We start from the raw sequence: 22,215 nt of genomic DNA on the forward strand, positions 1-22,215 counted from the left end.
TTCAAAAAGAACATGGCCATTCAGTTCGATAAATTCTTGCCAAAATGGAACTATGTCGCCATGCCCTGTACCTGCTGAAATCGGGAAGTTATTCAGGGACTATTCCTTAGCCAAATAAATACCGCTATAAATTTTTAGGTGGTACTATTTTATCTACTTTATTTTACGCATATGCAGTTGTGCACTGAACGTCGTGTAAAAGCATAAACACAATGTTTTACAGAACGGATATGCAAAAGCTGACCCTCTCCCTGATGACTCATGAAATGGAATCGAGGGCGGTAGCGTGGATGCCCACTTTATAAATTTGTATCTCTATATTGTCCATCTCCTGCGCCGCACATTTTGGCGTTATGAGTTTCTATATTGCTAATCCGGTGCGGCACATACGTTAGCGCTATGAGTTCCTATATTGTTAATCCAGTGCGCCGGCTATTTTGGCGTTATGAGAATCCACTGAGCTACTTGAAAAATGTCCTGTCAACCTCAAATCGAAAGTTAAGCATAAAAATGTAAATGGAGTTATAAATGGAAAGCCTTCTGGTTAGCCTTGGAGATGTTGTAGTTACTGATTTTGGCATTTATCAGCATTGGTCGTTTGTTTCGGATGCATTTTGCAGTAGAGGCAAGCCTATGTTGATTTCCGCCACAAAACGAACCGGTACAGTGAAAGAAGAAACATGGGATTCTGTCACGCAAGGGAAAAATACATACATTACAAAAATTGAAAAAATAAAAGCCAATTCTGAAATCCTCAAAGCTGCCCGGAGCCAGATTGAAAAGTGGATATATTCAGTCGACAGTAATAACTGTGAACACTTTGTCAAGTGGGCTTCCGGGTTAGACGTCACCTCTACTCAAGTGGTAAATACAACAGCGGGGCTTATAACTGGAGCAGCTCTTGTTGGTGTTGTCGCAGAGAATCCAAAGTTTGTTCACTTTGTGGGTGGTGCGCTTCTGGTTGGCGGTATCTTTTTAGCTCTTACAAGAGCTGCAGAAAAGGCAACTGCTGATTGACTGTCGTATAATTAATCATTAGGTAAACCCCCGGCTATGCCGGGGAGACTCACATAGGTTTTACCGAGGCTTCGGTAACTAATCTCGAAGGTTCCACCAAGAACCAAGAGGTTAAACCTATGCCAGACTATAAGAGTCTGAGTCATACTCGCTGGGATTGTAAATATCATATTGTTTTTATTCCGAAGAAGCGGCAGAAAGTGATCTATGGAAGCTTGAGAARATTTCTTGGATCAATCTTCCACGATCTTGCGAAGCGMAAAGGCTGTGAAATTGTTGAAGGTCATCTGATGCGAGATCATGTGCATATCTGCATCAGTATTCCACCGAAATACTCCGTATCGAACGTTGTGGGTTATTTGAAAGGAAAATGTGCAATATCGATAGCTCGGCACTTTAAAGGGAGACAGAGAAACTTTAACGGTGAGCACTTCTGGGCAAGAGGGTATTTTGTGAGCACAGTAGGCCTTGATGAAGAAATGGTCAAAGCTTACATCCGAGATCAAGAGAAAAATGATGAGTCACATGACCAGTTGAAACTGGGTTGGGACTCGCGCCCATGGGCGCAATAAAAGCCCTTTGAGGGCGTCATCAAATAAGCCTCCGGCTCTGCCGGAGGTCAGTTAACTTGTATCCAAAACCAGCTAAAAAACATATTCTTTTTAATTGAATCCGTCATCGTCTCAGGAAGTAATGATAAGCACCGGCCGCATAAAAACATGGAACGAAGACCGAGGTTTCGGTTTTATCCAATCCGATGAATTACCAAAAGACATTTTCGTTCATATCTCAGCCCTAAAAGGTCTGGCCAGAAAACCACGAGTGGGTGACATCATCCATTTTCAGGTAGAAAATCAGCCCAACGGAAAACTCAGGGCGGTTAACTGCTCCATCGAAGGTGTTGCCAAAGTGGCACCATCTCCAAGAAAGTCGCGCCCTTATCGTCATCGTAAAAAACCAGGCTTTATACGCAAGCTATTACCAGCCGCGGTTATTATGGCCGTGATATTCGGTTATCAGAAACTGGCCAACAGTAACGTTGCAGTGCCAGAACCTCAATCGGTTATGTCTCTGTTTGAATCGAAATCATCCAATAGCGCTGCCAAATTCAGTTGTAATGGCAAAATCCATTGTTCCCAGATGACATCCTGTGAAGAAGCCACCTTCTATCAGAATAACTGCCCCGGTACCAACATGGATGGTGATAGGGATGGTGTTCCTTGTGAAAGACAGCTGTGCAATAGCTGGTAATGATCAGTAGCACCTATTCAGATATATCCGCCTACCTAATACACAAACCGTACTCACGAAAATGAAAACAATAATTATAACAACCCTGTTAATAACGCTATCCATCTCCGCCCATGCGGTGAGATCTCAAGCCAGCTTATCTGAGTGTCAGTATTTAAAAGATCAAATCGATTATTACACGGACTTAAGAAGAAAAGGCGGATCTGCTCAAAGGATGGAACGCTGGAGAGATCGACGGAGGGAATATCAGGAGGAATATGACAAGGTCAAATGCCATTATTGGAGAAGGAAACTCAGCTAATCACTAAAGGCCTCAGTATGAGAGAAATAAAATTTCCAATCGCTCAGAAAGCCAGAATCGTCAGCAAAATAAAAGACTATTTTAACGATGAATTAGAACAAGAGATTGGTGGATTAGAAGCAGAATTTTTAATCGATTTCTTCGGGAAGGAAATTAGCCCTTACTTCTATAATCAGGGCCTTTCAGATGCCCATACACTCTTTACTGAAAAGACCGAAGAAATAGGGTACTTGTTGCAGGATTTGGAAAAACCTGTTGGCTGACAGAAGAGCCTCCCTCTGAATGGACCTCATCAACACACTGCACATACATCTCTACGGGGCTGTTCCTTCGTATAAAGGCCCGTAAAGACGAACTTATCTTTGAAACCCATTCCATCTGGCGAAAATCGATTACTGCCAGAGCTACTGAATCATGAATAAAACCTTTGCAGACCGTCTGGCCCTCGCCATGAAACTGAAGGGCATTAAAACGCCCAGCGCTTTATCCCGGGAGACCGGCATTGACGCAGTTACATGTACCGACTTGCCAGCGGCAAAATTGATAATCCCCATAAATACGTCGAGCGTCTGGCGTTTGCCACTGGTGTGTCCAGCCATTGGTTGAGCTCCGGAATCGGTGATCCTCACGATCCGGAACCGGAAACTTCGAAAGAACCACTGGCCACCCCGACCATGCTGACCCACGTTACCGTGATACCGCCGGAGGGAGAGTGGTATGAAGTGACTGCCCAAGTGGCGGATATTTTTCTTAGTCAACAGCACAAACCAAGAGATAAGAAACTCTACGAGTATTACTATGTACCGGAAACCATCGAGTACTTCACCGGCTTTACCCTGTTAGTGGTAGAGAGGGAATTACGACCAGGGCCGGGTATATTTCTGGCTCAGCGGGAAGAGAATGGAAAGAAGCAGCTGTGCAGTTTTCAGATCAGTTATAAAGGGCTGGATCAGTCCAGTACTCGTAGTCCTGATATGCAGACCATTGGGCGGGTACGGATTATGGATTATTGGGAACTGAATATCAGGAAGTAAACGGCGAAGTAAATGCATGAAAGGCGGTTCAACATCAAAGCTGCCAATGTATCACTAAAACTATTTCAGCACTCCACCGATGGATACTGTACCGGCCTAACCCCTACTTCAGACACCACTCTTGGATACTTCACACCCGGCTCCGGCACAAAAGGTTTCTTACGGCTTCGGCTGATCTGAAACTTCCAGTCATCGCCATAATCAAACCAGTAAAACAGCTTGCGCCCCTTCTCCAGTGGAAAGAGATCTTTCAGCTGACAGCTCATATCTGAGCTGTCATCGCACTCAAACCGCTGACGCTCGCCACTGCGTTCGGTTCTGGCAATATAAAACTCGAACATATGGTCATCATCAAAATCTACGGCACGCTGAATGGTTCGATGCAACGCTTCAAGGGTTGTGGATTCCTCCAGCGCCAGCTCACACTGCCAGTCTTCTGAATAATAAATGCCATAGACGAGCTTGATGCTCAAAGAAATAATCATATCCGTACACTCAGGTCTGAGTTTGATGTTTTGGTGTAAAGGCCAATAGTGCTATTCCATGGCGGGCGCACAGTCATGAAGCCCAGTCAGATGCTTAGAACTACCACTCGTGAACCAATATAAACCAAAATTCCCAGGCTGTTTGCCAGAATATCCCGAATACAGCAACGTCGGTAAGTAGTTGATCATTTGAAATCATATAAACTGACTAACCGATCAATCAGTTAATCCATTACGAGCCGGCTCAGGAATTTTGAACTACTGTTTCCTCATAGTTTCCACCTGTACGATCATCATGAAATCGGTTTCCAACATAACTGATCCAGCTATCATCACTACACTGCAACAGGCTTCGCGCCTTGGTCCTACTCCGTATTTGAGAGAACGAGCTCATGCTGTATTGCTAAGCCACCGTGGGTATACTCTTGAGCAAATAGCTGATGTATTCAGCACTCAATATCAGACCATCTCTAACTGGATAGACCAGTGGGAAGATTTTGGCATTCGTGGCTTGTATAAAAGCCATGGCGGTGGTGTCCCTCTAACCTTCAACCCTGAAGAAGTCGCTCGCTTCAAGGAGCTGGTAAAAAATGAACCACGTCGTATAAGACACGCCAAAGCAGTACTTGAAGAAGAAACCCAAAAAAAAACTTCGCTGCCCACGCTGAGACGCATGGCTAACAGCCTTGGCATGGTTTACAAACGAGTTCGACGTTCATGCAGTCACAAGCGAGATCAAGAGCACTTTGATAGTTGCCACAAGGCTCTTAGTGAAGCAAAAGAGGCAGAAGACAACGGCCTTATTAATCTTTTTTACTTCGATGAATCTGGATTTTCACAAGAACCTTCAGTGCCCTACGCCTGGCAGCCGAGGGGAGAGCAACTTCGAATTCCCTCCGTCAAGAGTAAACGTATCAACGTACTTGGGTTTATGAACCGGAGCAACGACCTGTTCTATTATCCCGTTATTGGAATGGTTAATAGCCAGACAGTGATTAACGTATTCAATGACTTTGCGGAGCAAATGGCCGCTCCCAAGTACAGTTCTGGTGACCGTTACACGGTGGTAATGGTTGATAACGCCAGTATCCACACGAGTCGGTTATTCCGAGAGGAGCTGGCCGACTGGGCGATCGAAAAGAAGATACTTGTCTGCTATCTGCCAACCTACTCCCCAGAACTGAACTTGATAGAAATGCTATGGCAAAAGGTGAAGTATGAATGGTTGAATCTCTTTGAGGTCATGGACTTTAAGGCGTTTGAAGCAGAAGTCATACGAGTGTTTGAGCAGGTCGGTCAGGAATATATGATTTCATTTGGTTAACTACTTATGAAGTCATGCTCTGGAATACCTCTATCAATACGCCCACAGAGAAAATAGTGAAATCGTTTTCCATAGGGGGGTATTAGTGGTAGGCCATGCCAAATCCAGCAGAAGAAACAGCACCATAAACGTCAGAGCATGTTTGACTTTGTCGTTAATAAAGCGGGTAGGGTCAAACCGGTGGGGAATCAGTGCCATGAATACGGCGAAGACAACGGCGCTGAAAAGCAATGCCTGCCAAGTTGAGGGTGGGAGCGAATGAATGAATTGTTGATGTCAACTTATCCATTTGCTGTTATCTTATTGCTTTGTTGGTGATCTAAACGAGTGTACATGTGCAAAGTTATCTTAGCCTTAATCGAAATTAATACTGCCTAATAACCTGGCTACCTCTCATGCTGGCAGTGGCATACAGACATTACAAGAAATCAACTTTCCAATAGACTAAAAAAGACCGGCTGTTGCCGGCCCGTAACTTTGTAAGTTTTAAATTGGAGGCGTTTTTAATAGAATTGAACAGAACATACCAACACGTTAGGTTTATTATCAATGTGCGCAAGCCTTGGAATCAATGCTTTTAATTTCCTCCTGCTTTCTAAGTCGATTTAGAAACGAGGATTGTGAAAGATTACCACTTATAAAATCACCACGTGCTTTTCTGACTAAAGAACTTGCTTTTGACTTTGCAAAGAAATCAAAAATTTCCATATCTTCATTATTTGCCAAGAAGAAAGTTATCGCAATATCAGCAACCAATCTTCTATATTCTAAAAAATCTATAGCTTTTTCAATCTCAGCAGACCAAAAGTGTGCACACATTATAATAAATGATGAAGACTGCTCACACTGAAAATAATCAAAAGACTCAAGGTCAATAAAAGAAATCATACCGTCATCAAGAATAAACAGGTTATCAGAGTGTATATCACTATGAAACACTCTTTTCTCAACCAGTTTCTTTATTGCATCAAGAATATTTCGAATTAATATTGGGAGCAAATTCCTGAGAATCAAGTAAGCCTTTTACGGTTGTACCATTATCAATTTTATCAAAAACCAAAGTGAAAGAAAGATCAAAAAAATTAAAAAAATAATAGCTTTTTAATGCTGGCACTGAAACGTCTAAAAACGCAGCTATATTATTTCCTTTAACTTCACCAAAAAAAAGGGAAAGACTGTTTTAGCATACTACTTATATTTTTTCTACAAAAATAATATTTCTTAAAAATAAAAGAGTCTCGATAATAAATCTCCCGCCCATTCCTTGACTTAATTACTATTGAGTCTTTCATGTCGTTAACAAAGGCCAAACGTTTATACATAAGTCATTAAACTCAAAACAAAATACTGAGGACAACAAAAATCAAATGTAAGCATTAAATCTCAACACAAGTTTGGAATTTTACTACCCTAGTATTAACTAAACTTTGCTCACTTAACATAAGTATCTTTAACTCATTCGTAAATTCAGCTTGTCGATCAAATGTAAGATTAGCAATTATATCAATAGGTAGATTCCACCATTCGCTTTTCTGAATAAGTGAAATCAAATCGGGCTTAAGCCTATATCCAATAATTTTTGCTGGAACACCTGCAACTATTGCATACGGAGGGACAGGCTTAGTTACAACTGAGCGAGCGGCAATGACAGCTCCATTATTAACAGTACAACCATTATATATTATTACACCACTACCGATCCAAACATCATGACCAATTTCAGTCGAACTCATCTGAGGATCGTAACGCATTTTTTCATGACTACGTAGCTTTGTGATATCATTTTCAGAATATTGGAAAGGTGACGTGCTAAGCCAGTTTAACGGGTGTCCATTTTTTTCAAGGCCAATAACAACTTCTGTTGATATAGAGCAAAATCGCCCAATACTAACGCTGCCGATTATGCTCCCACTTCTATAATAAGAGTAACAACCGCACTTAACGTAATGATCTTTATCGCCAACGAGCTTGACGTCTCTAATCGAAGAATTCGATTCCATTTCCATAAGGTGCTTTTTGCTTAACACCTCCTTACCAACCTTAACATTTAGAGCTTTTAGCTTTTTAGTTAGCTTGCTTTTTTTATATCGTTTAATGATCCATTTCATAACAGCCAACCCAACAAAAACCCTCCCAGAAAGATTAGAGCCTGCTTGAAAGAGTCTTTAAATCTTCTTCTACGTTTTTTGCTTTTCTCTCTTATTCCCTCAACGTGAGAATCGAAACCTATATGCATTATTGCGTCATTTTCAAGTATTACTGCATAGAATCCAAGTTCTGCACAATGTTTTGATATACCCTTTTCGCTAGAAAAAGAAGAGTAAGAGCCAATCTTTTGATAGTCAGATATTCTTTTTATACCAGGATTGAAAGAAAACCCCTGCCAATCTTTTTTGTTAGAGCCAACCTGATAATAAGCCAAGCCATCTAGCAATTTCCTTTCACCAAGAAAGTGATAAGGGCTATGCACCATAATGTCATGCTGAAAACTCCTTAACCAAACCTGAAGGATATTTGAGTCACCCTCCATTATGCGAATAGAGTCTTCTATAAAGCCAGGGCGATAAAATTCCCAATCATCCTCACAGTGAAATACATATTCAGTCTCCACCTTAGAGTATGCAAGGTCTATCGATTTTATTTGCCCCAATTTGGGCGAATTTACAATAACCTCCGCTTTGCTTTTCATTACCTCTGGAATGTATTCAAATACAGTTCGATCTCCAGAATCTTCTGTGATAATAACGGACTTTATAGGGTATGTATTATATTGTAAAAATGACTCAAGTGTTTTCTTGAGAAGATCGAAACGGCCACAACTTGTTACAACCAGTGTCACATTACTGGTATCAGAAAAAACGTCATACATATAACTACTTCCCAGTCTTTTTAAGTCTTGTTTGGCCATCGATAATGGCAAGAGGGAGAATCAAACAAATCCATGAAATATTTAAATTATCCAGAATGTTTTTTCCATCCAACAAGAAAAATGCTGACGATGCAGCCACACCATAAAACCACGGAGACATAATTTTCCAATTGGCAATAAATGCTCTAAGCTGCAAGGCTAATAAAGCAATGAGGCTCATTGGCCCGAGGTAGACAAGCAATGAAGAATATATACTATGAGGATGCGCAATAGGGGCGCCGCCTCTCAAGGTAGATACAAACTCGTAGCCATACCCACAACCCGCCAACCAATTACAACTCTGATATTCAGACCAGACGATTTTATAAAGCTCTAACCTATAGCTTTCACCTCTTGCCATCATGACATCAAATAAATTCATATGGTTAATTAGCACACCACCTATCACTACAACTGCAGCGGCAATGAAACCTGATTTTCCAATACTACCCTTATTTGTTGCGATAACCAGAATCAAAAACAAACCAGCTCCCAATAATCCGGCAATACCACTTCTTGTTTGAAATAGGCTTTGAATTACCAAAATCAACAAAATAATGATGCCACCGAGCACTGGCCTTAAGCGATTTGGAAGCGCCATAATCCCTATCACGGAAAAACACACCAGCAACATGCAGACATGAATGGGGTTACCAAAACGAAAACTTTCCCAGAAATTCGGCCTAATGGATAATGGCTCAGCGTTTATTACGAAGTGAATAAACAATAGCAGCAAGCTAAAAGAAACACTTATCACCATCAACCATAGGGCTAGCTTATCAGTGTTAATAATTTGTCTTGCCACAAGAGAACTAATGACTGACCAAAAGCAGATAAGATAAATAGCATACTTAATAGCTTTAAGAGGTTCTGTATGAAATGCAAATACACTCATCAAAGCAATAAGGCCAATAAACCAGGGTGTTAAAGTGCCCAAACGATAATTAGCTCTTTCTCCTGTCGTCAAACTTATTAAGAATGGCAGTAATACAAGGAGATAAAATATATTATTCCCAAACTTACTGGAAAGCGGGATAAAACTACTCACAATTGTGAGCAGCAAACCAAGCGTCATCCACTTAGTTAAAAAGTGTGCGTCTTCTGGGAATTTAACGGGGGAAATAGATAACACAGGTACGTCCAATAACTACAAGACTCTACAAACTATAAAAGTTTGTGTGATTAGCGTTTAAAATGAAAGGGCTTTCAGCTGTATGAATATCGATGAAAGAACAATATTCTTTTTTTACTAGGAACTCTCAAATCTGGTTTGAGAGCGAATGCCAAACTGTTTGCGATCTTTTTGTAAGAATATTCTTGCTCAGCGAGTTGTTGACCATTACTGCCAATTAGTTTTACTCTTTCTTTATCCTCCCTGAGTCTATTCAGTTTATCTCTCAACTCTTCTATGGATGAATAAAGCACTACATTCTCCATATCTTTAAAGCCAAGAGCCCTGTTTTCTTGCTCCCCCTGATTCCAGGCAAACAACACACAACCAGCCGCCATTGCCTCAAAATTCTTTATCATATACTCACCCATACCAACGTCAGCACTGATAAAGAATTTAATTCTATTCAACGTTTCTACATATTCCTTTCCTGAGTTTGTTCTGGTAATAAACAGGTTATCCTCTCGATCTAGAGTATCAAGCAGCTGTTTTCTTTTTGCGTAGGTTTTATGCTTAATACTACCGATAAAACCAAGTTCAACATCCCGCTCTAGGTTAAGATTCTTGACTAGGGCATCATCATAACACTTTGGTATAAACACAGCATCGATACCTTCAGACTGAAGTTTTTTCGAAACTGTATACCCTGACGTTAATACTCGAACCCAAGGTATCTTCTTATAGTGCTTTGAAAATACACCTTTGTATTTACAATCTGAATAATTTTGATACGCATCATGTTCTAAAAAAATTAAATTAGAGATTGTTCTTAAAAAAGCAACTTGCTTCATTTCTTTTTTAAAGCGTAAAAACAGAACAATGCGGTCGTAGTCTTCGCACTTTATATTCTGTTTGAAGTACTTTTTTAGATCAGCCTGCTCATCTGATGACAAACGTAAAACGGTGGCCTCGTCAAATTGGCTGGCAATTTCCGAGTAAAACCGATCCAGTAAAATACGTTGCTCATCCTGAACCAACAATAACAGCTTCAATCTGAAAGCCTCCGGAACCACATAAATATTATTGAGAAAAATGACGAATAAAAGGCAACTGCCAAAAACTCTCTTTTACTGCTTCATCAGAGAAATATTGCAACAGCCTTTCTTCCATCGCATGGACGTTCTCATCTTTCTGTTGTTGCGAAAGTGACGGCATCTCTTTCATTATTTTTGTAAGTTCAGCATCATCACCCAAACCAAACTTTCTCCCGGTGTTGCCAATGACTTCCGGGGCACCACCGGTATTGCAAGCAGCAATTGGTAACCCTGCTACCATCGCTTCCAGCAACACCATTCCGAATGGTTCATGGTCAGACGTAAGCACAAATCCATCAAATGCTTTGAAATATTTTGCGGCATCTGGAATGGGGCCAGTGAACACTGTTTGTTCTGCGATGCCTAACGTTTCAGCCTCTGATTTAAGTGATGCCTCAAGCCGCCCTTTACCAACGATCACCATTAGTGACTTAGAAGAGTCTTTAGCAATACGAGCAAACGCTTTGAGCAGAGTGCTTTGATCTTTATCCGGGTGAAGCCTACCAACATTACCATATACAAATGCATCCTTTGGGAGACTAAGTAACTCCCTGGCTTCTTCTCTACCCAGCAAACGAGATTGCTGCTTTTGAAAATCGATCCGGTTATACAAAGAGGCAATATTATGGCTCGGGAACTTTGGAAGCGATAAACGAATATCATCCCTAATAGCTTCAGACACGCCCAGCAGGGCAAGGTGACTGCACTGGCGTTGTGTATAAAAACGACGAGACCAGCGACCATAACCTCCAAAGGCATGCTGAACCCCGACAACAAACAGATTCGGTATATGTGTGGCGATATAAACGGATTTAAATCGATGGGCTATACAAAATTCATAGCGACGAGCACTGCATAACTCTCGAACCTGTCTTATTTGCTTTAACTTAAGGCCACGAATATCTTTCGAGGTGTTTTCGAGAAAAACCACTTCGTCTGACTCGATGAACTTTGCAACCTCATCATCTTTTCTACCTGTAAGAAAGACTGTAGCAACCTTATAATTCGTACCTTTAAATAAGGCAGCATATTGACGAGCAACGTCATGAAATGGCATATCGTAGCCATGGCAAAGCTGTAATACCCACTTGTTCTGCTTTGTTTCTACCATGTTCATCCTTATGGTTTCAGGCATCGGGAATATACTCCATTAAAAGCTTTGCCCTTTCCAAGCCCTAAAGAAATAGCTGCTTATGAAAGCTAAAGAGTTTGACCAAGCCTTTGATGAAGGCAACGACGCGATTAATGATCATATTGATTGATCCAGCGCCCCGGAATGGATAGGTAAAAATCATGAAAGTCTCAGGTATCACTGAGATACAGCGGTATATGTGGCCTATGACTTAATGGTTGTAAAGTGTGCAATTTGCTTCAACACCACACAACTAAAGGCTTCAAAAATATCAGGCATTTTTCCCCTTGGTATCAAAGAGCCTTAAAGTTAGTAGTCACTATTACTGTTAGCTACAGAAAAAATGCAGGCTTTCATGATTTTTCCCTACCGGAATGGATGATTGCCGCTCTTGATCCCGAGGCATTCAGACTGGGTATTGCCCGGCAGGCAGTGGTTAAAACCAGGCTGACCGAAAAGCTGGATCAGGGAAAGCAGGGCTAATTTTGCCAACCACTCAAGCGTGACGCACACTAAGTAAAAAATGTACGCCAGAGAAAATACTATGCAAAAACTGACGTTGAGAATGGAACCAGACCAGGTTGAAAGGGCAAAATCCTATGCTGCACACCATGGTAAATCATTATCACAGCTCGTAGCAGATTACTTTGACTCATTAACCACGGCAGAGGCCAGCGAAGAACCTTTGCCGCCCCTGACCCAAAAGCTGAAAGGTGCACTTCGAAGTGCGAACGCCAACATGGATGATAATGACTACAAAAAGTACCTGGAGGACAAATACCTGTGAGCATACTGGTAGACACCAATGTCATTCTCGATGTGTTACTGGAAAGGGCACCTTTTGCTGATAACTTATCCCGCATCATGGCACTGATTGAACGTAAGCAAATGACTGGCTACTGTGTGCTACCACGCTGACGACGATTCACTATCTGGCCTGCAAGACCATTGGCAATAAAGCTGGTCGCCAGGCCATCCAAACACTGTTGCAAATTTATCAGGTCGCCCCCGTTGGCCACAAGGTGCTTCAGATGGCACTGAATACCGGTTTCAAAAACTATGAAGTTAGCGAACTTGATGTGGCCGGGCTGACTGCAGGCGCGAGCGCCATAATTACCCGTAATGTAAAAGATTTCACGGATTCAGAACTGCCGGTTTATACACCGGAAGAGTATCTTGTCAACGTTGTAAGCAAATAGTTCAGCTTTTAAGATGAGGCGTGCACCATGCAAACTGTCGCTATACCCTGAGCATGGGTTAGCGTAACTCCTGAAACACTTCTGGACATTGTTCTGCAATTCTCAGTAGGGCTTTGGCTGAGCCTTGTGGTGCTCTACGCCCTTGCTCCCAATCTTGTATTGTTCGGATGCTAACACCCATAAAACCCGCAAATGCTGACTGGGATAGTTGTAATTTTTGCCTGATTTCTTTCGCTGGTAATGGGTCCGATAGAACAGAGGTTTTAAGCTTCCCTTTGCCAGACTTAAACGTTCTAATTTCTTCGATGCCATCAAGAATATCTTAACCGATATTTCGTTCACTCATTTTCGATAGCCTCCGCAATTTTTCTGAGAATGTGACCAGTCATAGAGGCTTACTCAGACTTACTGTAAATGGTTAGCATCCACATTTCGTGATCACTCTTTTTCCAGTAATAAATGACCCTAACACCGCCACTTTTACCTTTCCCTTCTGTGGCCCAACGAACTTTTCGTACTCCGCCACTACCACGAACAATGTCACCTGAATCAGGCTTTTCCTGTAGATGCCATTGCAACATTCTGTTAATACCCACACCCTTCGCACTGAGCGGAGTCGAAGTGTGGTGCTTTGATCCTTCGACTCCGCTCAGGATGAACGGGGATGTATGTCTTATAACGCTTGGCTGCACTAGCTTGTCTTTATGAAAGAAGCGACCGGTCACAAACTGAACATCACCTTTTCACCCGCCTGAACAATAGCTGGTAGTATCACTTACCGGCTGAAGGCTGAGCGTCAAGAATCAAGATCTGACCCAGGTTTTCAACTACCGGTTTTCAACTAAGAATTAAGCTTCGCAGTAATACCAAGCCCCAGCGCCTGCATCACCGTTAGAATAGTTTTCAGCGTTGGATTTCCATCTTCACTGAATGAACGGTACAGCTGCTCACGGGAAAGGCCAGTTTGTTTGGCGATGCCTCCCATACCTTCGGCTCTGGCAACCACACCTAATGCTTTAGCAATATAAGAGGCATCTCCCGTTTCGAAAGCATCTGCCATAAACAGTTCAATGGCTTCCGGGCTGTCAAGGGCTGCAGCCGGATCATAATCATGAATAGACTCTGTCATTGTTTTTTCTCCCTATCTTTCGCAGTAGGTCAGTGGTAAGTCCGACAGGCTCCTAGGCGTTTAGCTACCTCAATATCCCGGCTTTGTGTGCTTTTATCACCACCACACAACAAGATGATAATTTCATTACCTTGTTGCCGGAAGTAAACACGGCAACCCAGACCATAGTGAACTCTTAATTCACTCACGCCCTGACCTACCGGAGAAACATCACCGGCAAGTCCGTTTGCTAAGCGGAAGATCCGAGCCGCTATGGCCGCTTTTGCTCTGGAATCCTTAAGCTTCCGCTCCCACTTGCAGTAGATGTCGGTTTGTTTAATACTGATCATAGAGAGAGATTGTAGTTTATAAACTACATACTGGCAAAATTCTCATCTGATCAATTCATCGAGAGTAACGGCAATACTGTTTTCCTATAACATTTACAGAGCGCCCGATACGGGTAGTGCAAGTATCAGATGGAAATGCTGGGCTTTCGTTGTTGCAAAATGAAAGACCTGACCTGGCTTTTCCAATACATATTGACTTTATGCACGAAGAAAGACCTGACCCTGGTTTTCGAATTATTTCGGTACGTCGTTCAAGACCCAAAGAGATAGCCGCCTATGAAAGCTAAAGAGTTTGACCAGGCCTTTGATGAAGGCCACGACAGCATTGATGAACATATTGACTGGTCCAGCGCCCAACGCCCTGGCCTGGAAACCCGCCGAATCAATATCGACTTCCCGGAATGGATGATTGCCGCTCTTGATCGCGAGGCATCCAGACTGGGTATTGCCCGGCAGGCGGTGGTTAAAACCTGGCTGGCCGAAAAGCTGGACCGTAGACCGTAGACCGTGCTCCGTGCTCCGTGCTCCGTGCTCCGTGCTCCGTGGTCCGTGGTCCGTGGTCCGTGGTCCGTGGTCCGTGGTCCGTGGTCCGTGGTCCGTAAAAAGCTTGGCTCACTCGCGCTGTCACGGTCAACAGATAACGGCCAACGGATAACGGATAACGGATAACGGTCAACGGCTAACGGCTAACGGCCAACCTCTACTTCATGCTCAGGTTGTTTATACAACCAATCCACAACCACCGAGCTGGGCTGATACCCATTCACATACCGAAGCAACAACTCTCTTGTTACTTTATAGTTATGCCCCTGCAGCGTGCCGGTAATTTCATCCAGCACAGTTTTAAGTGCCTCCCAGGCCAAAAGCTCTTCATAGGCACGGGAAATTTTAGGATGATCCGTACCGGTAACCGATTCACCAATCAATAACTCTTCATAGAGCTTTTCACCAGGACGGAGGCCACTAAAGGTAATCTCAATATCTCCATCCGGAGTCTGATCATCTTTGACCGATAAACCCGAAAGCACAATCATTCGTCGGGCCAGGTCGACAATCTTCACCGGTTCGCCCATCTCCAATACAAACACATCGCCGCCTGTACCCATGGCGCCAGCCTGAATCACCAGCTGAGCCGCTTCCGGTATGCTCATAAAGTAACGATTGATTTCCGGATGGGTAACCGTAATCGGGCCACCGGTGCGAATCTGCTCCCGGAAAACTGGGATCACCGAACCACTGGAACCTAAGACATTGCCAAAGCGCACCATGGTAAAAATCGTATGATTACTGACCTTATCTCCTGCCTGATAACCAAATAAAGATGGATGATACAGAGAGATAGACGACTCCTGACTCAGCGCCTGTAAAACCATTTCTGCCAAACGTTTGGAAGCACCCATTACGTTAGTGGGGCGAACCGCTTTATCGGTAGAAATCAGAACAAAATTCTTAACTTCTGCGACAATGGCCGCCTGAGCGGTATACAGCGTACCCAGTACATTATTACGCAAACCCTGAGAGACATTGTGCTGAACAATCGGCACGTGTTTATAGGCGGCGGCATGGTAAAGTGTATCGACACTATAGGTGCGCATAACGTCAACCATTCGACCAGGGTCGTTAATAGAGCCAAGCAGCGTGACTACTTGCACCGAAAGACCTTTTAAACGAATAGTCCGCTGCACCTCCTGATCAATGGCGTAGAGATTAAACTCGCTGTGTTCAAACAAAATCAGCATTTTGGGCAAACGTAGTAGCGCCTGACGCACCATCTCGGAGCCTATTGAACCACCAGCGCCCGTCACCATCACCACTTTATTGGCGATGTGCAGATCGATCAATTCAGGAATGGGTTGCACTTCTTCCCGCCCCAGAACATCCGCAATATCAACAGCCTGAATCTCCTGAATTTTCAACCGACCGCTCGCCAGATCGCTCATCCCCGGCATGGTCTTTACCGGCAAACCGGTGGTTTCGAGCTTTCGTAAAATGCTCGCTCTTTCTGAACGACTTAACGAAGGAATCGCCAACAACACTTCTTCAGCGCCAGTTTCGCTGATTACCTGGTTCAAACTTGGCTCAGAGAGGTAAACCCGCTTACCCACAATCACCCGACCACTGAGGGCTTCGCTGTCATCCAGAAAACCCACGGGGCGATATTCCCGGGATTTGTTCAGTGCCTCCGCAAGCTGCACACCGGCTTCTCCAGCACCATAAATTAATACCGGAATACCATTCTTATCGTGCTGCTTTTTCTGCACCACCTCTGGCTGCAGGGAAAGAAGAATCTGCCCAATATCTTTCAGGTTATAACCCTTGAGCCATTGTCGGGCACCATATCGAGTCAGGCCTAACAACAAACCAGAAAAGCAACAGTAAAGCACCGTTACCCCTCTGGGAATATTGCCAATATTTAACAAATAAAAGCCTGCCATCATCGCCAGCACTGCAATCAGCGTTGCCTTAAGAATGGTCAGTAATACCTGATGACTCATATAACGCAGCACGGCCCGGTAAAGCCCAAAGCGAATATAAATCGGTAAAGAAACGGCAGGTGCCACCCAAACCAGCATAAAGAAAGTGGCCTGATAGCGTTGAATAAATTCATCCCACCCCAGTCGCACAGAAAATGCTAATACCAGAGCCACCCATATAGAAAGTGTATCCAGCGCCAGGGTGATGATGCGTTTTTTATATCTCGGGAGGGAGAGGAGTTGGTTTCTCATTGATAGGCGTTTTCCGTTTTCCGTTTTCCGTTTTCCGTTTTCCGTTTTCCGAAAGCTTTTACGGCCAACGGATAACGGACAACGGCAAACGAATCATTTCTAGTCTAAAATTCGTGGTTTTAAATAAGAATGAGAAAATGACGTTTGAAAATCTCGATGTATGGAAACGATCATCCCGGCTGAGTGTCAGCATCTACAAAGAACTGGCTGGGCTGAAAGATTATGGCTTTAAAGACCAGATCACCCGTGCCTCCCTATCCATCCCGAGCAATATTGCCGAAGGGTTGGAAAGGGAATCTCACAAAGAAAAACGTCATTTCCTAAGTATCGCCCGTGGCTCAGCCGCAGAGCTGAGAACTCAAATCTATATTGGTATCGAGATAGGTTACATCAACAAAGACATTGGGAAGCTTTGGATCGAAACCGTAAAAAACATCTCTGCCATGTTGCAGGGGTTGATCAATTCCATTCGGAATTGATCCGTTTTCCGTTTTCCGTTGGCCGTGATCCGAAAGCTTTTACGGCCAACGGATAACGGATAACGGATAACGGATAACGGATAACGGACATCAGCATTATCTACTTCATAAGCCAGAAGCTCTTTGTAAAACACATTGTTGATCATAAAGCCTACGATGAAATCACCAAGCGCTGCCGTAAAGGAGGAAGCCTGTGAGCATGCACGATACAAAAAGCATGGTTGAATTAACCCGGCGATTTCATCATTTATTGGAAGCTGCACCTTTTCTGGAAGGTATCAATAGCGAAAGTGATTATGAACAGGCTCTTAAGGCCACAGAAGCGCTGTGCAAAAGTATTGGAGACAACCCGAATGACCCTCGGAATCTCCTACTGGACATGATCACCCAGAAAATAGAACGCTATGAATACCAAACAGACCCTGTTCTTTCACAGTGGGATAAACAAGATGGCACCATTGCCCTGCTCAAAGTATTAATGCGCCAGCATAATCTGACGCAGTCCGATCTGCCAGAAATCGGCAGCCAGGGAGTAGTGTCGGAAGTTCTAAACGGCAAGCGACCATTGAACCTGCGGCAGATACAGAATCTGGCTGAACGGTTTGGGTTGCCGGTAACGTTATTTTTTGAGCATGGAACGCACTGATTGTTGCATCATTCATATTCTGTCTTTATATAAACGAAAAGTAGTGTTGAATGAACTCGTGCCATACCAGACGCAAGTTGTTCCGTGTTCCAAAAGCTTTAACGGTCAACGGTCAACGGCCTCTCCCATAACCTCCTGAACAACCTCACAAGTCTTAGAAATCTCATCCTGAGTTAACGTCGGGTGAACCAGAAACATCAAACTGGTATCGCCTAACTCTCTGGCTATAGGTAAACGTTCTTCAGGGCGAAAACCGGAATGATCAAAAGCTTTTTCCAGATAAATTTCTGAACAGGAACCCTGGTAACAAGGTACACCCGAACCATTAATTTCATCCACAATTCGATCTCGGCTCCAACCTTCTTTCAGCATTTCAGGGCGTACAAACACATAATGTTTATAGCAGGCATGTTCTATTGATTCGGGAACCTCAGGAATACGTAACGCTGTAATCGTACGACAAACTTCTGTTATTGCAGCTGCATTGGCCTGACGCTTTCGAGTCCATTCCGGCATTCGCCGTAACTGAATTCTGCCAATGGCTGATTGCATTTCGGTTATGCGCCAGTTAGTACCAAATTCATTGTGTAGCCAGCGAAATCCACGAGGGTGTTCAGTGTTATAAACTGAGTCATAACATTTACCATGATCTTTAAAAGACCACATCGCTTTCCACAGCACTTCATCATTAGTGGTGACCATACCGCCTTCACCGCCGGTGGTCATAATCTTATCCTGACAAAACGACCATGCACCAATATGGCCAATACTGCCTACCGGACGACCTTTGTATTTTGCACCATGAGCCTGGGCACAGTCTTCAATGACAAAAAGATTATTCTTTTCAGACAATGCCATGATCGGGTCCATATCACAGGGTAAACCGGCGAGGTGAACACAGATAATAGCTTTGGTATGTTCCGTTAACACTGCAGCAATCGTGTCGGCAGTGATATTCTGGGAATCCCGATCCACTTCAGCAAACACCGGCTTTGCTCCGGAGTTAACAATACTACTGGCAGAAGCAAGAAAGGTACGAGGAGTAACAACCACCTCATCACCCGTCCCTATTCCGAGAGCATGAAGCGCCAAATCCAACGCCAATGTTCCGTTTGCCAGCGCAATGGCATGTTCGGTACCGCAGTATTCAGCAAACTCTTTCTCAAACTCGCGGCTTTCGGTGCCCGTCCAGTAATTGACTTTATTAGACAGTAATACACGGCTGACGGCATCGGCTTCTTCCTGAGTGAAAGAAGGCCAGGGGAAGAACGGAGTGTTTAGCATGGTTGATTTAAGTGCTTATTGAATGTGATTGGAATGTTGTCCGCTTTCCGAAGTCCGTTGTCCGAAAAATACAAGAAAATGCATGTTCGAAAGGCGGACAACGGCAAGCGACTAAAACTGAACTACATTGACCGTTTCCCATACGAATGCAACCATTTGATATTGCAATAGTGTGTATGGTGTGTATGTTTAAACAGGGCGAAGCCAGTACATGAAAAGCTCAGATATCATAAAAGCTCTGGAAAGCCACGGGTGGTATTTGGTGCGAATACGAGGGAGTCATCACCATTTCAAACACCAAAACATTCCAGGGCTGGTGACAGTGCCGCACCAAAGCATGAAATACCGAAAGGCACACTGAAGAGCATTCTTAAACAGGCTCAAATAAAAGACCTATTAAAGCACTGAAGGGGAAAGAAAATGCGATATCCGATTGTTCTGCATACTGATGATAATGTTCACTATGGTGCGACCGTTCCCGATATCCCCGGTTGCTTTTCAGCAGGAGAAGGCATTGACGAAACACTTGCACACGTTGAAGATGCCATTGCCGGTCATTTGGAAATACTATGTGAAAGCCAATCCACTATTCCTGAAGCGGGCAAGATTTCGGAGCACCAATCAAACCCAGACTATGCCAATGGCATTTGGGCATTTGTGGATATCGACATTACCCCTTATCTCGGAAAAGCAGAAAGAGTTAATATCACTCTGCCACAGTACCTGCTATATCGAATAGACGAAATGGTTAAGACTCATCCTGCCTACCGCTCTCGTTCTGCTTTTCTGCAGGATGCAGCGTTGGATAAAATGCGCGATTTGTAACTTACGAAGCCACGCATCCTGCGTGCACTTTCGGCAGATACTCTGTTCTCTTTATGCTTCCGCATCAGTCCAGCTATAAAGGCTTTACAGTTATTTAAAGCATTTACCGCAACATGTCTGAATCAAACCAAAATCTTCGCGGCATTATCTCTTCGAATTTTGTAATTTTCTGCATTCATTGCAATTCAGTTTCCATTGCAGTCCGTTTCCGAAAAAGACAAGAAAGCGCTTTTAGAGGTTACGGACAGCGGATCATGGAAAACGGCTGTTAAGATGCCTCAAGCAGGCCTAGAGTTTCACTCAAACCTGTTACTTGAAATTGTGCCTCATATTGAGGTTCAACAGCTAAAGTACGGTACTCTCCATTATCAGAGACTAACTGAATGGTTTTCCAACCAAGGCGATTAGGCGTAACAAAGTCTTTCACCGGATTATCTGCAATATAAACACACTCAGGAGATTTTACCTTTAGAACATTCTCTGTAGCGACAAAAGGCTTTTCATGAGGTTTCCAATAATCTCTACCAAACTCATCGGTCACACAGATAAAATCGAAGTAGCGGCTAATCCTCAATGCTTCAATTTTATTCCTCTGGGCAGCCGTGTAACCGTCAGTGATCAGTGCTGTTTGATAATGTTGTGAGAAATACTCCAGCACCTTTGTAGTTTCTGTATCAAGCTGAATAGCTGGTTTGTGATTTCTATATACCTCAATAAGCTCTTTTATCAGTTTATCCTGATAAGAAAAAGCCAGACAGTCCAGAGCTTCATTAAAGATTTTACCCCGATGACCATCAGTAAATAGACGGGTGGCTATTTCATAGAAACCATCAATTTTATAGTTTACAGCTAAATACTGATCAACCGCTTTAAAACCACTATCAACATAAGTATGTTCTGGATAAAGGGTATCATCCAAATCAAAAACAACCGCTTTAATCAACGGATATCCTCTCCTCTGACAATAATTTCATCGTCATAGCGCAACATAGCCAAGTCATCCTGCCAGCAATCCTGCGTCGCCTCACAAGGCTGACCGGTAAGCTCCTGGATAATCCACTTTGGAAAATCAGCACCAGCATGAAGGCTGAGTGGATGACCGCCACCAAATCGTGGATTGATTTCGATAAAACATATCCGGCCGTCAGGCTGTTTAAAGCACTGAACGGTCATACAGCCCACCGCATGAGGCAGTTTCTCTACAACATTAGTCACTGCCGATATAATTTCGGGATCATTGACGGTTAACCCTTTACTCACCTCACCCGCTCTTGTTTCTAACCGTTTTCGAGGAACAACGCAGCGAACTTTACCGCTGAAATCCACATAAGCATCGCAGGTATATTCATCCCCCTGAATATATTCCTGCACAATAGCATTTTTGACATGGTGCTTAAAAAAAGTCAGTTCTTCTAAGCTGTTAACTTTGTTGACACCGATGCTGCAACTTCCATCCCAGGGCTTAATCAGTAAAGGAAAGTCGGAGTCTTTTAACTTATTAATATCAGATTCAGAAAGTACTCTGGGGGTATCGATGCTGTTTTCAGTAAAAAACTTCCAAGTATTATTTTTATCGAAACAGATATTATTGGTAGCCGATTCACAGACTAACACTTCCGTTCCTATGGTCCTGAACGTATCTTTATGCTGTGAAAGCAGTGTCAGGTCGGTATCGATAAGAGACACTAGCAAGCGAATCTTAAACGTTTCACAAATAGATATTAACTGTGGAATATAATCAGGCGATGAGACTCTTGGCACTTGTAACCGTTGATCAGCAATAAAAGATGCCGGAGCTGATTTTCCTGCATCAGCCGCATAAACTGTACCGCTGATATTCAATTCATCAAGTGTTTTTCTGAAATGGCGTATTAATGAGACACGCCGACCTGCTGCAGCAAACAGGATATTAAATTCGGTCATGGAATATTTACAGGCCCG

General features: G+C 43.3%; 29 protein-coding genes and 1 pseudogene. 14 read left to right on the forward strand and 16 right to left on the reverse strand.

What is annotated here, in order from left to right; translation table 11 throughout:
- Nucleotides 1-528: 528 nt before the first annotated feature.
- From AKL11_RS02175 to AKL11_RS02195, 5 genes are all read left to right on the forward strand, one after another.
- Nucleotides 529-1,017, forward strand: coding sequence for a lecithin retinol acyltransferase family protein (locus tag AKL11_RS02175; RefSeq protein WP_067514981.1), 489 nt, complete (start codon nucleotides 529-531; stop codon nucleotides 1,015-1,017).
- A gap of 119 nt (nucleotides 1,018-1,136) precedes the next feature.
- Nucleotides 1,137-1,589: an IS200/IS605 family transposase gene (gene tnpA / locus AKL11_RS02180; protein ID WP_067514982.1), complete on the forward strand. Its 453-nt coding sequence runs from the start codon at nucleotides 1,137-1,139 to the stop codon at nucleotides 1,587-1,589.
- Between the two features lie 121 nt (nucleotides 1,590-1,710).
- Nucleotides 1,711-2,268, forward strand: a complete 558-nt coding sequence (locus tag AKL11_RS02185; protein WP_095210093.1) for a cold shock domain-containing protein — start codon at nucleotides 1,711-1,713, stop codon at nucleotides 2,266-2,268.
- A gap of 318 nt (nucleotides 2,269-2,586) precedes the next feature.
- Nucleotides 2,587-2,832 carry a DUF2164 domain-containing protein gene (locus AKL11_RS02190; RefSeq protein WP_067515350.1) on the forward strand — a complete coding sequence of 82 codons (246 nt, stop codon included), beginning with the start codon at nucleotides 2,587-2,589 and terminating at the stop codon, nucleotides 2,830-2,832.
- A 252-nt stretch (nucleotides 2,833-3,084) separates the two neighbouring features.
- On the forward strand, nucleotides 3,085-3,603 hold the full coding sequence (locus tag AKL11_RS02195) for a hypothetical protein (RefSeq protein ID WP_067514983.1): 519 nt from the start codon (nucleotides 3,085-3,087) through the stop codon (nucleotides 3,601-3,603).
- A gap of 65 nt (nucleotides 3,604-3,668) precedes the next feature.
- Here the strand turns inward: AKL11_RS02195 and AKL11_RS02200 are convergent, their stop codons facing one another.
- A complete protein-coding gene (locus tag AKL11_RS02200; protein ID WP_067514984.1) occupies nucleotides 3,669-4,088 on the reverse strand; it encodes an IS1096 element passenger TnpR family protein in 420 nt (139 codons plus the stop codon).
- A gap of 295 nt (nucleotides 4,089-4,383) precedes the next feature.
- Here AKL11_RS02200 and AKL11_RS02205 point away from each other — a divergent pair, with 295 nt between their 5' ends.
- Complete coding sequence (locus AKL11_RS02205; RefSeq protein ID WP_067514985.1) at nucleotides 4,384-5,412, forward strand: IS630 family transposase; 1,029 nt, start codon at nucleotides 4,384-4,386, stop codon at nucleotides 5,410-5,412.
- Between the two features lie 33 nt (nucleotides 5,413-5,445).
- Here AKL11_RS02205 and AKL11_RS24955 read toward each other — a convergent pair whose 3' ends face one another.
- The 7 genes from AKL11_RS24955 to AKL11_RS02235 form a co-directional block, all read right to left on the reverse strand.
- Complete coding sequence (locus AKL11_RS24955; protein WP_157673363.1) at nucleotides 5,446-5,610, reverse strand: hypothetical protein; 165 nt, start codon at nucleotides 5,608-5,610, stop codon at nucleotides 5,446-5,448.
- Nucleotides 5,611-5,958: 348 nt separating this feature from the next.
- Nucleotides 5,959-6,351 carry a hypothetical protein gene (locus AKL11_RS02210; protein WP_067514986.1) on the reverse strand — a complete coding sequence of 131 codons (393 nt, stop codon included), beginning with the start codon at nucleotides 6,349-6,351 and terminating at the stop codon, nucleotides 5,959-5,961.
- A gap of 437 nt (nucleotides 6,352-6,788) precedes the next feature.
- A complete protein-coding gene (locus tag AKL11_RS02215) occupies nucleotides 6,789-7,520 on the reverse strand; it encodes a CatB-related O-acetyltransferase (RefSeq protein WP_067514987.1) in 732 nt (243 codons plus the stop codon).
- Complete coding sequence (locus AKL11_RS02220; protein WP_216636744.1) at nucleotides 7,517-8,320, reverse strand: glycosyltransferase family 2 protein; 804 nt, start codon at nucleotides 8,318-8,320, stop codon at nucleotides 7,517-7,519. Before AKL11_RS02220 ends, AKL11_RS02215 begins: the two co-directional genes overlap by 4 nt.
- Nucleotides 8,286-9,452, reverse strand: a complete 1,167-nt coding sequence (locus AKL11_RS02225; RefSeq protein WP_157673364.1) for a hypothetical protein — start codon at nucleotides 9,450-9,452, stop codon at nucleotides 8,286-8,288. Before AKL11_RS02225 ends, AKL11_RS02220 begins: the two co-directional genes overlap by 35 nt.
- 74 nt (nucleotides 9,453-9,526) lie before the next feature.
- A complete protein-coding gene (locus AKL11_RS02230) occupies nucleotides 9,527-10,483 on the reverse strand; it encodes a glycosyltransferase family protein (RefSeq protein WP_067514990.1) in 957 nt (318 codons plus the stop codon).
- Between the two features lie 28 nt (nucleotides 10,484-10,511).
- Complete coding sequence (locus tag AKL11_RS02235) at nucleotides 10,512-11,660, reverse strand: glycosyltransferase (RefSeq protein WP_216636745.1); 1,149 nt, start codon at nucleotides 11,658-11,660, stop codon at nucleotides 10,512-10,514.
- A 231-nt stretch (nucleotides 11,661-11,891) separates the two neighbouring features.
- Here AKL11_RS02235 and AKL11_RS24960 point away from each other — a divergent pair, with 231 nt between their 5' ends.
- The 3 genes and pseudogenes from AKL11_RS24960 to AKL11_RS26560 all read left to right on the forward strand — a co-directional run bounded on the left by AKL11_RS24960 (nucleotide 11,892) and on the right by AKL11_RS26560 (nucleotide 12,856).
- Nucleotides 11,892-12,140 carry a hypothetical protein gene (locus tag AKL11_RS24960; RefSeq protein WP_157673365.1) on the forward strand — a complete coding sequence of 83 codons (249 nt, stop codon included), beginning with the start codon at nucleotides 11,892-11,894 and terminating at the stop codon, nucleotides 12,138-12,140.
- Between the two features lie 61 nt (nucleotides 12,141-12,201).
- The gene (locus AKL11_RS02240; RefSeq protein ID WP_067514991.1) at nucleotides 12,202-12,444 is read left to right on the forward strand and encodes a DUF6364 family protein; all 243 of its coding nucleotides are present in this window, start codon (nucleotides 12,202-12,204) and stop codon (nucleotides 12,442-12,444) included.
- A 32-nt stretch (nucleotides 12,445-12,476) separates the two neighbouring features.
- A pseudogene (locus tag AKL11_RS26560) lies at nucleotides 12,477-12,856 on the forward strand (PIN domain-containing protein).
- A 58-nt stretch (nucleotides 12,857-12,914) separates the two neighbouring features.
- Here AKL11_RS26560 and AKL11_RS26165 read toward each other — a convergent pair.
- The 4 genes from AKL11_RS26165 to AKL11_RS02265 form a co-directional block, all read right to left on the reverse strand.
- On the reverse strand, nucleotides 12,915-13,175 hold the full coding sequence (locus AKL11_RS26165) for a helix-turn-helix domain-containing protein (protein ID WP_216636755.1): 261 nt from the start codon (nucleotides 13,173-13,175) through the stop codon (nucleotides 12,915-12,917).
- 76 nt (nucleotides 13,176-13,251) lie between these two features.
- On the reverse strand, nucleotides 13,252-13,437 hold the full coding sequence (locus tag AKL11_RS02255; protein WP_216636747.1) for a type II toxin-antitoxin system RelE/ParE family toxin: 186 nt from the start codon (nucleotides 13,435-13,437) through the stop codon (nucleotides 13,252-13,254).
- A gap of 260 nt (nucleotides 13,438-13,697) precedes the next feature.
- Entirely contained in the window at nucleotides 13,698-13,985 is a 288-nt protein-coding gene (locus tag AKL11_RS02260) for an addiction module antidote protein (protein ID WP_067514993.1), read from the reverse strand.
- Between the two features lie 29 nt (nucleotides 13,986-14,014).
- Nucleotides 14,015-14,314, reverse strand: a complete 300-nt coding sequence (locus AKL11_RS02265; RefSeq protein WP_067514994.1) for a type II toxin-antitoxin system RelE/ParE family toxin — start codon at nucleotides 14,312-14,314, stop codon at nucleotides 14,015-14,017.
- A gap of 276 nt (nucleotides 14,315-14,590) precedes the next feature.
- Between AKL11_RS02265 and brnA the strand changes: the two genes are divergently transcribed.
- Nucleotides 14,591-14,818, forward strand: a complete 228-nt coding sequence (brnA, locus tag AKL11_RS02270; protein WP_067514995.1) for a type II toxin-antitoxin system BrnA family antitoxin — start codon at nucleotides 14,591-14,593, stop codon at nucleotides 14,816-14,818.
- Between the two features lie 182 nt (nucleotides 14,819-15,000).
- Here brnA and AKL11_RS02275 read toward each other — a convergent pair whose 3' ends face one another.
- Nucleotides 15,001-17,040, reverse strand: a complete 2,040-nt coding sequence (locus AKL11_RS02275; RefSeq protein ID WP_067514996.1) for a polysaccharide biosynthesis protein — start codon at nucleotides 17,038-17,040, stop codon at nucleotides 15,001-15,003.
- Nucleotides 17,041-17,177: 137 nt separating this feature from the next.
- Here AKL11_RS02275 and AKL11_RS02280 point away from each other — a divergent pair, with 137 nt between their 5' ends.
- Nucleotides 17,178-17,519 carry a four helix bundle protein gene (locus AKL11_RS02280; RefSeq protein ID WP_067514997.1) on the forward strand — a complete coding sequence of 114 codons (342 nt, stop codon included), beginning with the start codon at nucleotides 17,178-17,180 and terminating at the stop codon, nucleotides 17,517-17,519.
- Between the two features lie 199 nt (nucleotides 17,520-17,718).
- The gene (locus AKL11_RS02285) at nucleotides 17,719-18,165 is read left to right on the forward strand and encodes a helix-turn-helix domain-containing protein (RefSeq protein WP_095210094.1); all 447 of its coding nucleotides are present in this window, start codon (nucleotides 17,719-17,721) and stop codon (nucleotides 18,163-18,165) included.
- A 105-nt stretch (nucleotides 18,166-18,270) separates the two neighbouring features.
- Here the strand turns inward: AKL11_RS02285 and AKL11_RS02290 are convergent, their stop codons facing one another.
- On the reverse strand, nucleotides 18,271-19,449 hold the full coding sequence (locus AKL11_RS02290; RefSeq protein ID WP_067514998.1) for a DegT/DnrJ/EryC1/StrS family aminotransferase: 1,179 nt from the start codon (nucleotides 19,447-19,449) through the stop codon (nucleotides 18,271-18,273).
- Nucleotides 19,450-19,660: 211 nt separating this feature from the next.
- Here AKL11_RS02290 and AKL11_RS24395 point away from each other — a divergent pair, with 211 nt between their 5' ends.
- The gene (locus tag AKL11_RS24395) at nucleotides 19,661-19,810 is read left to right on the forward strand and encodes a type II toxin-antitoxin system HicA family toxin (RefSeq protein ID WP_253705159.1); all 150 of its coding nucleotides are present in this window, start codon (nucleotides 19,661-19,663) and stop codon (nucleotides 19,808-19,810) included.
- A 59-nt stretch (nucleotides 19,811-19,869) separates the two neighbouring features.
- On the forward strand, nucleotides 19,870-20,274 hold the full coding sequence (locus AKL11_RS02295; RefSeq protein WP_067514999.1) for a type II toxin-antitoxin system HicB family antitoxin: 405 nt from the start codon (nucleotides 19,870-19,872) through the stop codon (nucleotides 20,272-20,274).
- A 268-nt stretch (nucleotides 20,275-20,542) separates the two neighbouring features.
- Here AKL11_RS02295 and AKL11_RS02300 read toward each other — a convergent pair whose 3' ends face one another.
- On the reverse strand, nucleotides 20,543-21,217 hold the full coding sequence (locus tag AKL11_RS02300; RefSeq protein WP_067515000.1) for an HAD family hydrolase: 675 nt from the start codon (nucleotides 21,215-21,217) through the stop codon (nucleotides 20,543-20,545).
- A complete protein-coding gene (locus tag AKL11_RS02305; protein WP_067515001.1) occupies nucleotides 21,214-22,197 on the reverse strand; it encodes an ATP-grasp domain-containing protein in 984 nt (327 codons plus the stop codon). The genes AKL11_RS02300 and AKL11_RS02305 overlap by 4 nt, the downstream gene beginning before the upstream one ends.
- Nucleotides 22,198-22,215 lie beyond the last annotated feature (18 nt).

This window comes from Endozoicomonas ascidiicola (assembly GCF_001646945.1).
GTDB classification, from domain to species: domain Bacteria; phylum Pseudomonadota; class Gammaproteobacteria; order Pseudomonadales; family Endozoicomonadaceae; genus Endozoicomonas; species Endozoicomonas ascidiicola.